Below are 14,505 nucleotides of genomic sequence, written 5' to 3'. Positions count from 1 at the left end.
ACCTCAAAACAGTGTTTTGAGCAACCTGCGGCTAATTTGCTCTTTGATTTTCATTGAGTATTAGCATTACATAGTTTGCTTATAAAGCCATAAAAAGAATCAGTAAAACTAAATGTTTACTGATTCTTTAAAAATTAATAACGTTGCTTATATGGTTGGTTGAAGGCTGTTAGGACTTCTTCAGGTGTTTGTGAATAGTCTTTTGTATCTTTCAAATCACCTTTTACAATAATTCGCTCTGTCGCATCATAGTCCACACATGTTACAAGTGTGATTTCATCAACACCACTACGGTCATCAATCTCATCAACACGGTCTGGAGTTACATGCTTGACCTCATGAATAATATAGGTATAAACCTTATCCTTATCTGTTAGATAAATTTTCATCCCATTTTTAGCACGTGATAAGGGAGAAAATAGCATCTGACTAGCATTTTCTGCTGTAAAAATGTGATGACTCGCAAGTGAATAGTTTCCTTTCCCCATCACTTGATCACGCTTCATTGTACCAGCTCCATAGAAGAGATTAACATTATCGAGGCCTTTAAAAATTGGCAAGTTAATTTCTACTTCAGGAATAGCAATTCCACCAATAACTGGCAATTTTTGCGAATTCCATTGTGAGGACAAGACAGCTTCTGACGAAATGGCTTTTACTGAGTCAAAATCAAAATTACCTTCTGTATCTTGATTTTCTTCCAATTTTTCTTTTGATACCTGACTGACTTGATACTTGTTAGTATTCCAAACCATGAAGATATCACGAATTTTTGAATTGAAAATCAAAGCCACTGACAAGATGATTAAAAATCCTGCCAAGACATTGATTAGTAAATTTTTACGATTTGTTTTATTTTTATTCTTTTTATGAGACATTATGCTTCACCTTCTGTTTCGTTTTCTGTCCCAACTTCTTCTTTTTCTGCCGCTGCAACCGTAGTAAAGGTTACAATTTTGGCATCTTGATCCAGGCGCATCACTTTAACTCCCATAGTTGAGCGACCTGTTTGTGAAATATTGGCAACGTTGGTTCGAATCATGACACCCGTATCAGTGATAATCATCAAGTCTTCATCGCCTTTAACGGTCAAAAGACCTGATAGAGGACCATTTTTCTCAGCTACATTAGCCGTCTTCATCCCTTTCCCACCACGACCTTTTGTTGGATATTCGGTCGCAACTGTACGCTTACCATAGCCTTTTTCTGTGATGATAAGAACCTCGTCCTGGTCTGTAATCACACTGGCACCAACTACTGTATCTCCTTCACGAAGATTGACACCTTTCACACCCGTAGCGATACGACTCATTCCACGAACTGCTGATTGATTAAAGCGCACTGCATAGCCAAACTTAGTACCAATGATAATATCCGTATCTTCTTCTGTCAGCAGTACATTAATCAACTCATCTTCATCTTTGAGGTTCAATGCTTTAAGCCCATTCTGACGAATATTAGCAAATTCCTTAACGCTGGTTCTCTTCACGATACCATGACGGGTTGTGAAGAAGAGATAGGCTTCATCACTGCGTTCAGATTCAACATTGATGATAGTCTGAATACTTTCGCCTTCATCCAATTTCAAAAGATTGACAATTGGCAATCCCTTAGCGGTACGACCATATTCAGGAATTTCATAGCCTTTCAGGCGATAGACACGTCCTTTATTTGTAAAGAAGAGTAGGTGATCATGGGTGCTAGTTGACACTAATTCACGAACAAAATCGTCATCCTTAACACCTGTCCCTTGAACACCGCGACCTCCACGTTTTTGAGCAGTAAATTCACCCTGGTCTAGGCGTTTAATGTAGCCTTTGTTAGAAAGAGTGATTAAGACATCCGATTCTTCAATCAAGTCCTCATCTTCAAGACTCAATACTTCCCCAACCATCAATTCAGTACGACGTTGGTCGCCAAACTTACGCTTGACTTCGTCTAATTCATCTTTAATGATTTGAGAAACACGTTCTGGTTTAGCAAGAATATCTGCTAAATCGGCAATCAAAGCCAAGAGGTCATCATACTCAGACTGAATCTTATCGCGTTCCAAACCTGTCAAACGACGAAGGCGCATATCTAGGATAGCCTGACTTTGACGTTCAGAAAGCTTGAACTTACTCATCAACTCAGCTTGTGCTTCCGCATCCGTTTCACTAGCACGGATGATACGAATCACTTCGTCGATATGATCTAGTGCAATTAAGAGACCTTCTAAGATGTGAGCACGCGCTTCTGCTTTTTCCTTATCAAAACGAGTACGACGAACAACCACTTCTTTTTGGTGCACGATATAAGCATCCAAAATCTGACGAAGAGACAAAATCTTCGGTACACCATTTTGGATAGCCAACATATTGAAACCAAAGTTGGTTTGCATCTGGGTCATCTTGAAGAGGTTATTGAGGATTACATTGGCTGAGGCATCGCGCTTAACTTCGATAACAAATCGAACCCCTTCACGGTTTGATTCATCACGGACTGCTGTGATTCCCTCAATGCGTTTTTCTTGAACCAAACGAACAATATGCTCATGCACCTTGGTTTTATTGACCATATAAGGAAATTCAGTTACTACGATGCGCTCACGGCCAGTCTTAGTTTCTTCGATTTCAGTACGAGAACGAAGAACAATCGAACCTTTACCTGTTTCGTAAGCCTTATGGATACCTGATTTCCCCATAACAAGGGCACCAGTTGGAAAATCTGGCCCAGGTAGAACTTCCATCAAATCCTTAGTAGTCACTTCAGGATTGTCCATGACCAACTTCACAGCATCAATGGTTTCACCCAAGTTGTGAGGCGGAATATTGGTTGCCATCCCAACGGCAATACCAGTAGCTCCATTAACCAACAGGTTTGGAAAGCGTGCTGGCAAGACTAAGGGTTCACGTTCATTGGCATCATAGTTATCAACGAAATCAACCGTATTTTTATTGATATCACGAAGCATTTCCAGAGCAATCTTGCTCATGCGTGCCTCGGTATAACGTTGTGCCGCAGCACCGTCTCCATCCATGGAACCAAAGTTTCCATGCCCATCTACAAGCATGTAACGGTAGCTCCACCATTGAGCCATACGAACCATGGCTTCATAGATAGAGGAATCTCCGTGTGGGTGGTATTTACCCATGACGTCCCCTGTAATACGAGCAGATTTTTTATGAGGTTTGTCTGGAGTAACACCCAATTCATTCATTCCATAGAGAATCCGACGGTGAACGGGTTTCAAGCCATCTCGAACATCAGGAAGAGCCCGCGCTACGATAACACTCATGGCGTAGTCGATAAAGCTCGTCTTCATCTCCTTTGTCAGATTGACATTCACTAAATTTCTATCCTGCATTAATAAATGCCTCATTTCACAATTAGTAATTAAATATATTATACCACAATGTCTGCCATATTTCAGGTATCTAGAACCACTAAAACGTTTACATCAAGAACTGCAAGGCATATCCGTGACAAAGCATTTTAAAAGTGATAGAATTGAAATAACTGGGGAAAACCCTGAATAAAATTAAGGAGATGTTTAGAATAATGACTTCAACTAAACAACACAAAAAAGTTATCCTTGTCGGTGATGGTGCTGTAGGTTCATCTTACGCATTTGCCCTTGTTACTCAAGGAATCGCACAAGAACTTGGTATTATTGAAATTCCTCAATTGTTTGAAAAAGCAGTTGGTGATGCTGAAGACCTTAGCCACGCGCTTGCATTTACTTCACCAAAGAAAATCTACGCTGCTAAGTACGAAGACTGTGCGGACGCTGACCTTGTTGTTATCACTGCTGGTGCTCCTCAAAAACCAGGTGAAACTCGTCTTGACCTTGTAGGTAAAAACCTTGCTATCAACAAATCAATCGTTGAACAAGTCGTTGCTTCAGGTTTCAATGGTATCTTCCTTGTTGCTGCTAACCCAGTAGATGTCTTGACTTATTCAACTTGGAAATTCTCTGGATTCCCTAAAGAACGCGTTATCGGTTCTGGTACTTCTCTTGACTCAGCTCGTTTCCGTCAAGCGCTTGCTGAAAAAATCGGTGTTGATGCTCGTTCAGTCCATGCCTACATCATGGGTGAGCACGGTGACTCAGAATTTGCTGTTTGGTCACATGCTAACGTTGCCGGTGTTAAATTGGAACAATGGTTGCAAGCAAACCGTGACTTAGATGAAGCTGACCTTGTAGAACTCTTCATTTCTGTTCGTGACGCCGCTTACTCAATCATTAACAAAAAAGGGGCAACATACTACGGTATCGCTGTAGCCCTTGCTCGTATCACAAAAGCAATCCTTGATGACGAAAATGCAGTACTTCCACTTTCTGTATTCCAAGAAGGTCAATATGGTGTTGAGAACGTCTTTATCGGTCAACCAGCTATCGTTGGTGCACACGGTATCGTTCGTCCAGTAAACATCCCATTGAACGACGCAGAAACTCAAAAAATGCAAGCATCTGCAAAAGAATTGCAAGCTATCATTGACGAAGCATGGAAAAATCCTGAATTCCAGGCAGCTTCAAAAAACTAATTTAAATAGTTTTATAGACTAGCCAAAAAGGCTTTAAAATCTGAAAACGCATATTATCAGGCATAGAAAACCTTGATAATATGCGTTTTATTGTAGAAGGATTCATTTCATTTTCTGCTGAAATTCAGTTTTTTTATAGCTTCATTTTATAACATATTGAATCTGGAATAGTACGCTATGATTGCTAAAAATACTCCTAGAAATTAATTAAGATTCCTAATCGTTTTGGTCATTTCTTATTTCATTTCATTCTAAATCGCAAGTAAAAATTTTGCCCCATTTGCCCCCTAGACAAAAAAAGAGCCCATCATACAGGCTAGAATGCTTGATATGATAGGCTTTTTTCATTTTTATTAACGTACTGTGCGGATACGCATTGTGTTTGTACGAACAGCTTCTCCAACTGGTACACCAGCTACGATAACGATATCGTCACCAGATTGTACAAGACCTGCTTCAACTGCTTTACGTTCAGCAATTTCAAACATATCGTCAGTTGATGATGGAGCATCTGTCAACATTGGGATAACACCCCAGTTCAACATCAATCCACGTTCTGTCAATTCGTCAAATGTCAATGCCAAGATGTCAGCATTTGGACGGTATTTAGAGATCAAACGTGCAGTGTGACCAGTCTTAGTAAGAGTTACAACCAATTTAATGTCCATTGAGTTAGTAGCATCTTTAACAGCTGAAGCCATTACTTCTGTCTTAGAGTTACGTTCAAATGAATCTGAGTTCAAACGGCCGTATTCGTTAAGAAGAGTTTGAGCGTTCTTGTCGATTGTAGCCATTGTAGTTACTGACTCAAGTGGGTATTTACCATTTGCAGACTCACCTGAAAGCATTGTTGCGTCAGTTCCGTCGATAACAGCGTTAAATACGTCTGATACTTCTGAACGAGTTGCACGTGGTTTTTCAGTCATTGTTTCAAGCATGTTTGTTGCAGTGATAACAACTTTACCTGCAGCATTGACTTTCTTGATGATCATTTTTTGGTAAACTGGAACCATTTCGAATGGTACTTCGATACCCATGTCACCACGAGCGATCATGATACCATCAGCAGCTTCGATGATTTCATCCAAGTTGTCGATACCTTGTTGGTTTTCGATTTTAGCGAACAATTGAACGTGTCCGTTTCCAGTTTCTTCACAGATTGCACGAACTTCGTTGACGTCTTTTGCAGTACGTACGAATGAAATCGCGATGAAGTTGATACCTTGTTCAAGACCAAAGCGGATATCATCGTTATCACGTTCAGCAAGAGCTGGGAAAGGAATTTTAGTGTTAGGGATATTAACACCTTTTTGTTTTGCGATTACACCGTCATTTTCAACTTCAACTTCAAATTCACGAGTTGCATCATCTTTAGCAACAACACGAAGACCAAGTTTACCATCGTCAACCAAAACTTGACGACCAACTTCAACATCATCATAGATATCAAGAGCACCAGCAACGTTCAATGCAATCACATCACGAGTTGATTTAATTCCTTGTTTAGTTGCAACACGGATTTTTTCACCAGTTGTGTAAGAGTACTCTTTTGCATCTCCTTCAAACAATTCTGTACGGATTTCTGGTCCTTTTGTATCAAGAAGGAAACCAACTTTTTTACCTGCAAGTTTTTCAGCAAGTTTAACAGTTGCCATACGGTCACCTTGTTCTTGGTGGTCACCGTGTGAGAAGTTGAAACGGAATGTATTAGCACCAGCTTCAATCAATTTAGCAATGTTTTTAGCAGAAGCTTCAACATCCAGTTTTCCACTCCAGTATCCGTCATCACCAAATTTTTTACCACCACGGATCTCTACCGCAGGACCTAAAGTTGCAACGATTTTTACACGTTTGTTCATGATTTTTGTGACTCCTTTATATATATGACCTCTTTGGTCTTATTAACTAAATTATAAATTATGACAAGCTCTTATTCAAGCTAGATAGCTCAAGGTCAGCCTTGTGTGGGTTGTTAACCACAATCTTACCATCTGCAGTCAGGCTAAACAATGCTCCTTCTTCTGCAGTTCCAAGAATTGGGTTTTCAACCATTTTTTCATTACGGATACCAACCGCAACACCACCGATACCTTCTTTAAGAAGTTTAACAGCATGAGCACCCATACGTGATGCCAAAACACGGTCACGCGCAGTTGGAGAACCACCACGTTGAATATGTCCAAGTTCTGTCACACGAAGGTCGCTTGTATCTCCAGCTTCTTTCAGTTTTTGACCAAATTCAGCCGCTGACATCACACCTTCAGCCAAGACGATGATATTGTGTTTTTTACCACACTCATAACCACATTTAATGCTTTCTACGATATCTTCAATCTTGAAGCCTTCTTCAGGAATGATGATTTCATCAGCACCAGTTGCAATACCTGCCCAAAGAGCGATATCACCTGCGTTACGTCCCATAACTTCGATAACAAAAGTACGACGGTGACTTGATGATGTATCACGAATCTTATCGATAGCGTCCATAGCAGTAGTTACCGCAGTATCAAAACCGATTGTGAAGTCAGTACCAACGATATCGTTATCGATTGTACCTGGAAGACCGATAGCTGGGAAGCCATGTTCAGTCAAACGCATAGCGCCGTGGTAAGATCCGTCACCACCGATAACAACTACACCTTCAATCCCGTGTTTTTTCAATTGCTCAATCCCTTTAAGTTGCCCTTCAAGTTGAGCGAACTCTGGGTAGCGAGCTGAGTGAAGGAAAGTACCACCACGAGAAATGATGTCTCCTACTGAAGCTGCATCTAGGGGATGAATTTCACCAGCAACCATACCAGCATATCCATCATAGATACCAAAAACTTCCATTCCTTCTGAAATTGCTTGACGAACAACTGCGCGGATGGCAGCATTCATACCAGGGGCGTCTCCACCACTAGTTAAAACAGCAATACGTTTCATTTGGTTTATGCTCCTTTTTCTTTTAACATTCTTACTGATTATACCACATTTAATTGGAAAATTCTTCTATTTTCCGTAATTTTAGCGATAAATCGTTTTCATAACCATTCCATCTAATTGAGCTTCTAATTCATCAGATTTAGCTACAAAATGATGAGGAGATACAATGGTTTTCTGTTCCTCTTCATACCTGATGATGACTGGAATTGGGCCTTTATATTGCTCTAAAATACGCGAAATTTCTTGATCCGATTCATGATTTTTCACTTGAATCCAAAAGCGTTCAGCCACTGCTTCTCTTATTTCTTGTGCAATCATTTGCAGACGGCCATCACGGGACTGGATTTTCCCTCTGATATAGTAGAAGGCTCCTTCTCTTACTTCCTGCCCAGCCTGTCGATATAAATCTGAAAAGAGGGTAACATCCAGTTTTTTCTTACTATCATCGACCTGTAAGAAAGCCATATTTTCACCCTTTTTGGTGCGAATAGTTTTAATTTTTTGAATTTCTACCAAGATAATAGAGTGACTATTTTCTGACAAATTTCCAATGGGTGTAATCGGATAAATAGACTTGCTGGCAATAGCTTGTAAGGGATGTTTACTGACTCCTACCCCTAAAAACTCTTGTTCCATATAGAATTTTTCTTGTTCTGTCCAATCTTCCGATTCCTGCCAACTATAAATAGTATCTCCAAACAAACTTCCTAACTCTTTTACAAATTCAAATAAATTAGATAAATTATTGAATACTTTTTGACGATTTTTTTCAAATGAATCGAAAAGACCAACTTTTACCAAAGGTTCTAGCAGAGGAAGTTTCAGATAATTCTCAGGTAATTTAGCTATAAAATCTTCAATGTTAGAATAGGGTCTATGTTCAATAATCCAAAGCGCCAAATCCTTGCTGACTCCCTTAATCGATTTCAGACCTAGATAGATGGACTTGTTTGCAATTTTATCGTGATAAGGAATAGTATTGATTGACAGAGGCGCTACTTCAAAGCCTGCTTCAAGGGCATCTGTTAAGTAATCACTGTTGGAAGAATTTAACATGACCTGATAAAAGATGGCTGGATAATGCGTTTTGAAATAGGCCAACTGGAAGGCCAAGGCTGAGTAAGCATAGGCGTGTGACCTGTTAAAACCATAACCTGCAAACTTCTCCATGACATCAAAGACCTGCTCTGCCTTTTCCGCAGTATGACCTGCTTTTAATGCTCCCTGAATAAAGGAAGCCCTCATCTCATGCATAGCAGAGGCATCCTTTTTCCCCATAGCCCGACGCAAAATATCGGCTTTTCCAAGACTAAATCCAGCAAAACGCTGGGCAACCTGCATAACCTGCTCCTGATAGAGCATAATTCCGTAAGTTGGAGCCAAAATATCCTCCAGCACTGGATCCAGAACCGTCACTTCTTCCTGACCATGCTTTCTTGCCACAAAATTATTGATATAATCACTAGCACCTGGTCGATTTAGGGAAGTAGTCGCTACGACATCTTCAAAACAGACTGGCTGCACACGCTTTAGCAGGCGAATAGCACCAGGTTGCTCAAATTGAAAGATACCTTTTGTATTACCAGAAGCAAAAAGAGCCAGCGTTTCTTTGTCTTCCAAATCGATTTCTTCAATTTTCAGATGAATCCCTTCTGTTTCAGCAAGCAACTCTTGCATTTTCTGGACAAAGGTCAAATTTCGTAGCCCCAGAAAATCCATCTTCAAAAGCCCGCTAGCTTCAACTCCATGAGCATCGTACTGAGTCAGTGGGATTTCGTCACCATGCTTCAGAGGGATGTAGTTGGTCAAATCTTGGTCACTGATCACAACACCAGCCGCATGGACAGAGGTTTGTCTTGGATAGCCCTCTATCTTGCAAGCAATTTCAAAAGCTTTTTGGTATTCTAACTTACTATTGATTTGCTGACGAAACTGGAGATTGCCCTCATAGGCTGACTTGAGATTATCACGAAAACTGATTTTCTTAGTAATTGCAGACAATTCATACTCTGGCACACCAAAACGCTTCAAAACATCACGTAAAGCTTGCTTAGCCCCAAAGGTAGAAAAAGTAACGATCTGAGCCGCATGCTTACTGCCATATTTATTGCCAACATATCTGATAAAATCTGGACGATAAATATCTGGGATATCAATATCAATATCAGGCATGGTATAGCGTTCACGATTGAGGAAACGTTCAAAAATCAAATTTTTCTCTACTGGGTCAATCCCTGTAATGTCTAAAGCATAGGAAACCAAGCTACCAACTGCGGAACCCCGTCCCATGCCCATATAATAGCCATTCGAACGTCCAAAACGCAACAAATCCCAAACAACCAAGAAATAATCATCAAAGCCCATATCATGAATAACAGCCAATTCTTGGTCTAGACGATTTTGATATTCTTTACTAGTCAACCCCTTCTGAGCTAGCCCCAGTTCAGCACGTTCTCTCAACTCTTCTACTGCTGGTCTAGCTGGATTAAAGCGAGGCAGTTTCAGACTAGTATCCAAGTCATAAGAAATACCTGAAATAAGTTTTTCTAAATTGTCCAAGGCTTGCGAAAAACGTTCTTGGAATAATTTCTCTAAAGAACTTGCTGATAAAAGCACATCTTGTCGTGAACGCAAGGGAACTTCTCTAAGCGGTAGATTTTCTTTAATCGCTGTTAAGACTTGCAGGACTTCCCTGTCCCTGCTTTCAAAGGCATTGACCCGATATAGTGGCAAAATAGGATGATGAAATTCGCTTGCCAGTGTTTCTGGATAAACTCCAATATAATAAGCACAGCCTAGATTTAACGACTCAAGTCCATCAAAATAAGGCACAATTACCGCAATATCTTCTAAATACTGAGATAAAACTGACCAATCTTTCTCCCCCTGCATCTTGGCTGTTGAGAGTTTCATCAACTGCTGATAGCCCACACTAGATAGAGCTAAACAGCGCAGATTCACTTCCTGATTATCTACAAACACAGTCGTTTCAAGCCCTAATAAAGGATGAATGCCGTATTTTTTTGTAACCTTTAGAAAGTCGAAAGCCCCATAAAGATTGTCAATATCCATCATAGCCAAATGAGTGTAGCCGAATTCTTTAGCTGCTCTCACATACTTGTCGATCGAAATGACGCTCTCCATAAAACTATAGACTGTTTTTGTATCTAGTTGTGCGATCAATTTACACTTCTCCTCTATTCTTCTCACTATATTATACCATTTTCCAAAATAGAAAGACAAAATCATTGACTCTTATCCATAGTTTATACTTTAAATACGGTGTTTAAAATGAAAAAGTAAAAATATATTTAAAGTATAAAATACTCCTGTAATGTTTTTTAAACTTTTTATCCCAAGAAGTGAATATATCTTTTAAAATAGAAAGATACATTCAATCACCTAAGTTGTTATAATAACTTGTTTTGAGCTATAGAGTAATACTTGTTTTTCATATAAACGATATTCATTATTATTGAATTAATTTCTTTCTCACTTAATGATTCCCTTTCTCCCTTTTTTTTGATATAATAATCTTAATTATTATTTTACAAGGAGGTTTTATGCGCTTTAATCAATTCAGCTATTTATCACTTCCAAGAGATACTATTTTATGTGATTTAAAAAAGTATGGATTTGATTTACCAGTCAACATTACAAATAAAAAAATGTTTGAAGCGTTTCTTATTCGTTTCTTTTTTAATTATAAGGATATCACCTATCCTCTATCTAGTTTAGCAGTTGATAAAGAAACTGACTTACTGAAATTTTTTCAGTCAGACAAGAATTTAACTGCAGATATTTTTTATACTGTTGCTTTTCAACTTTTAGGCTTTTCTTATTTAGTTGACTTCGAAGACAGTGAAGCTTTTCGTAAGGAAACTGGATTTCCTATTGTATACGGTGACTTGATTGAAAATCTCTATCAGTTGCTCAATACTCGAACCAAAAAAGGAAATATCCTGATTGATCAACTGGTAAGCGACGGTCTTATCCCTGAGGATAATGACTACCACTACTTTAACGGTAAGAGCTTGGCTACTTTTTCCAGCCATGATGCCATTCGTGAAGTCGTTTACGTTGAGTCTCGTGTGGATACTGACCAAAAAGGGCTTCCAGACCTAGTCAAGGTTAGCATTATTCGTCCTCGTTTTGATGGACAAATCCCTGCTATCATGACAGCCAGTCCCTATCATCAGGGAACAAATGACAAGGCTAGTGACAAGGCTCTCTACAAGATGGAGGGCGAGCTTGAAGTGAAGCCTGCTCACAAGATTGAGCTAGAAGAACCTCAACTAAATCTCGTCAAACCTCAAGGTCAAGCTGATCTAGTGTCAGAAGCTGAGGAAAAGCTGACGCACATCAACGCTAGCTATAGTCTCAACGACTACTTCCTTCCACGAGGGTTTGCTAATCTATATGTTTCAGGTGTTGGTACCAAAGACTCTACTGGTTTCATGACTAACGGAGACTACCAGCAAATCGAGGCCTATAAAAATGTTATCGATTGGCTTAACGGCCGTTGCCGTGCCTTTACTGACCACACGCGCCAGCGTCAAGTCAAGGCTGATTGGTCAAACGGAAAAGTAGCCACAACAGGACTTTCCTATCTAGGTACCATGTCAAACGGCCTTGCCACTACTGGTGTAGATGGTTTAGAAGTAATCATTGCCGAGGCTGGCATTTCATCTTGGTACAACTACTACCGTGAAAACGGTCTGGTGACTAGCCCAGGTGGTTATCCTGGAGAGGATTTTGACTCGCTTGCTGAGTTAACCTACTCTCGTAATCTCTTAGCTGGTGACTATATCCGTGGTAATGAGACTCACCAAGCTGACTTAGAAAAAGTAAAAGAACAACTGGATCGCAAGACTGGCGACTACAATCAGTTTTGGCATGACCGCAATTATCTGCTCAATGCCCATAAAGTAAAGGCAGAGGTTGTCTTTACTCATGGTTCTCAGGATTGGAATGTCAAACCACTTCATGTTTACCAGATGTTCCATGCTCTTCCATCTCGCATCAATAAGCATCTCTTTTTCCATAATGGTGCCCATGTTTATATGAACAACTGGCAGTCCATTGACTTCCGTGAGTCCATGAACGCCTTATTGACTAAGAAATTACTGGGACAGGAAACGGATTATCAACTTCCTACTGTCATCTGGCAGGATAATACTACTCCTCAGACTTGGCAGACTCTTTCTGACTTTGGGAATCAAGAAAGCTCAGAAATTTTCTCACTTGGTCAAGAAGAGCAGGTTATTCAAAATCAGTATTCAGATAAGGATTTTGAACGTTATAGTAAGACATACCAGACCTTCAATACGGAACTCTATCAAGGGAAAGCCAATCAAATTACTATTGACCTTCCTGTGACCAAAGATCTCCACTTGAACGGTCGCGCTCAGCTCAATCTTCGTATCAAATCCAGTACAAACAAGGGGCTCTTATCAGCCCAACTACTGGAACATGGACAAAAGAAATACCTACAACCTTATCCAGCTGTTTTAAGTGCTAGAACCATTGACAACGGTCGCTATCATATGCTGGAAAATCTCTGTGAACTGCCATTTAGACCAGAGGCTCAACGAGTCGTAACCAAGGGCTACCTCAATTTACAGAATAGAAATGACTTACTAATAGTTGAGAATATCAATGCAGATGAATGGATGGATATCCAGTTTGAACTGCAACCAACTATTTACAAGTTAACAGAAGGAGATACTCTCCGTTTAGTCCTCTATACTACTGACTTTGAAATCACAATTCGTGACAATACCGCTTACCATCTGACTGTTGATCTTGAACAGTCTACACTTATCCTACCTTGCCAAAAGGTATAGGCTATCAAACTTTCAATATGGAAGAATTCCAAGGATAAGGTCACTCAAAGACCCATTGACCTTCCTAAAATTAAAAGCTTCCACTTGAACAGTCGAACAAAACTACAACTCGGTATCAACTCCAGTCCAAATAAGAGCTTTTATCAGCCCAACTACTGGATTTTGAACAGAAGATACCAACACCCTTAACCAACATGTGTGACCCTCTATACTACACGCTACCACACCACATGTTGGACAATCTCTGTGAATTGCCGTTTAGCGTATATTCACAAGAAGCCGTGACAAAATGCTACCAAAATTGAATGATTTACTGTCATTAAAGAATATCAATGCAGATGAAGGGATAGACAGCCAATTCATCTGCACCCAACGAGTGACAAGTTAAAAGAGGGAGATGCTCTCCATCTAGTTCTTTATACTACTGACTTTGAAATCATTATACGTGACAATACCGCTTACCACTCGACTGACGATTTCGATCAGTCCACGCTTTCTGTACTTTGTACAAGGAGTAAATTTTTATGAATAAATCTGAACACCGCCACCAACTCATACGAGCACTTGTAAGCAAAAACAAGATTCATACTCAAGCTGAGTTACAAGCTCTTCTTGCCGATAACGACATTCAAGTTACCCAGGCAACTCTTTCCCGTGATATCAAAACAATGAATCTCTCAAAAATACGTGAAGAAGATAATTCTTACTACGTGCTCAATACTGGTTCTATCTCAAAATGGGAAAAACGTCTCGAACTCTACATGGAAGACGCCCTTGTCTTGATGCGCCCAGTTCAACACCAAGTCCTACTAAAAACCCTTCCTGGACTTGCTCAATCCTTTGGTTCTATCATTGATGCTTTGAGCTTCCCTGACGCTATCGCTACCCTCTGTGGCGATGATGTCTGTCTGGTCATCTGTGAAGATGTAGAAGCTGCCCAAAGATGCTTTGAAGAACTGAAAAAATTCGCTCCACCATTTTTCTTTGAAGAATAAAATAAAATTCCGTGTCCTGATTATGGCACGGAATCTTTTTATCTATTTTACTGAGATGGTTTTTCTTTTTTAGTTCGTGCCAATCTCAAGGCACGATTTGGATTGAGACGATTAAATAGTTCTTCCAATTTCTTTTCATTCCAAACATCTGCGGCGGAAACAAAATTGCCATCCGCATCTCGGAAAGATATCGGTTTATCTCCCATATCAGT

At 39.8% G+C, this 14,505-nt stretch carries 9 protein-coding genes; 3 read left to right on the top strand and 6 right to left on the bottom strand.

All coding sequences use genetic code 11. The annotated features are described in order from the left end of the window. Window positions 1–134 precede the first annotated feature (134 nt). Window positions 135–878: a sortase gene (locus tag RYL77_RS03445; protein ID WP_315009883.1), complete on the bottom strand. Its 744-nt coding sequence runs from the start codon at window positions 876–878 to the stop codon at window positions 135–137. Then, the gene (gene gyrA / locus RYL77_RS03440) at window positions 878–3,346 is read right to left on the bottom strand and encodes a DNA gyrase subunit A (protein WP_315009881.1); all 2,469 of its coding nucleotides are present in this window, start codon (window positions 3,344–3,346) and stop codon (window positions 878–880) included. The genes RYL77_RS03445 and gyrA overlap by 1 nt, the downstream gene beginning before the upstream one ends. Before the next feature lie 194 nt (window positions 3,347–3,540). On the opposite strand from gyrA, the gene RYL77_RS03435 reads away from it, so the two are divergent. Beyond that, on the top strand, window positions 3,541–4,527 hold the full coding sequence (locus RYL77_RS03435; RefSeq protein WP_102210187.1) for an L-lactate dehydrogenase: 987 nt from the start codon (window positions 3,541–3,543) through the stop codon (window positions 4,525–4,527). A gap of 353 nt (window positions 4,528–4,880) precedes the next feature. Here the strand turns inward: RYL77_RS03435 and pyk are convergent, their stop codons facing one another. The 3 genes from pyk to RYL77_RS03420 form a co-directional block, all read right to left on the bottom strand. Next, window positions 4,881–6,386 (bottom strand): pyruvate kinase, encoded by a 1,506-nt coding sequence (gene pyk, locus RYL77_RS03430; RefSeq protein WP_315009878.1) that lies wholly within the window; start codon window positions 6,384–6,386, stop codon window positions 4,881–4,883. Window positions 6,387–6,444: 58 nt separating this feature from the next. After that, the gene (pfkA, locus tag RYL77_RS03425; RefSeq protein WP_000820863.1) at window positions 6,445–7,452 is read right to left on the bottom strand and encodes a 6-phosphofructokinase; all 1,008 of its coding nucleotides are present in this window, start codon (window positions 7,450–7,452) and stop codon (window positions 6,445–6,447) included. An 81-nt stretch (window positions 7,453–7,533) separates the two neighbouring features. Further along, the gene (locus RYL77_RS03420; RefSeq protein ID WP_315009877.1) at window positions 7,534–10,635 is read right to left on the bottom strand and encodes a DNA polymerase III subunit alpha; all 3,102 of its coding nucleotides are present in this window, start codon (window positions 10,633–10,635) and stop codon (window positions 7,534–7,536) included. A 380-nt stretch (window positions 10,636–11,015) separates the two neighbouring features. Here RYL77_RS03420 and RYL77_RS03415 point away from each other — a divergent pair, with 380 nt between their 5' ends. After that, the gene (locus tag RYL77_RS03415; protein WP_315009876.1) at window positions 11,016–13,298 is read left to right on the top strand and encodes a Xaa-Pro dipeptidyl-peptidase; all 2,283 of its coding nucleotides are present in this window, start codon (window positions 11,016–11,018) and stop codon (window positions 13,296–13,298) included. 524 nt (window positions 13,299–13,822) lie between these two features. Beyond that, window positions 13,823–14,293 carry an arginine repressor gene (locus RYL77_RS03410; RefSeq protein ID WP_315009873.1) on the top strand — a complete coding sequence of 157 codons (471 nt, stop codon included), beginning with the start codon at window positions 13,823–13,825 and terminating at the stop codon, window positions 14,291–14,293. A 47-nt stretch (window positions 14,294–14,340) separates the two neighbouring features. Here RYL77_RS03410 and RYL77_RS03405 read toward each other — a convergent pair whose 3' ends face one another. Continuing rightward, on the bottom strand, window positions 14,341–14,499 hold the full coding sequence (locus tag RYL77_RS03405; RefSeq protein ID WP_001858283.1) for a hypothetical protein: 159 nt from the start codon (window positions 14,497–14,499) through the stop codon (window positions 14,341–14,343). Window positions 14,500–14,505: the final 6 nt, after the last annotated feature.

Source organism: uncultured Streptococcus sp., from assembly GCF_963516515.1.
GTDB lineage: Bacteria > Bacillota > Bacilli > Lactobacillales > Streptococcaceae > Streptococcus.
Note: the sequence above shows the minus strand (reverse complement) of the source record. Positions and strands in the feature narration are given on the sequence as shown.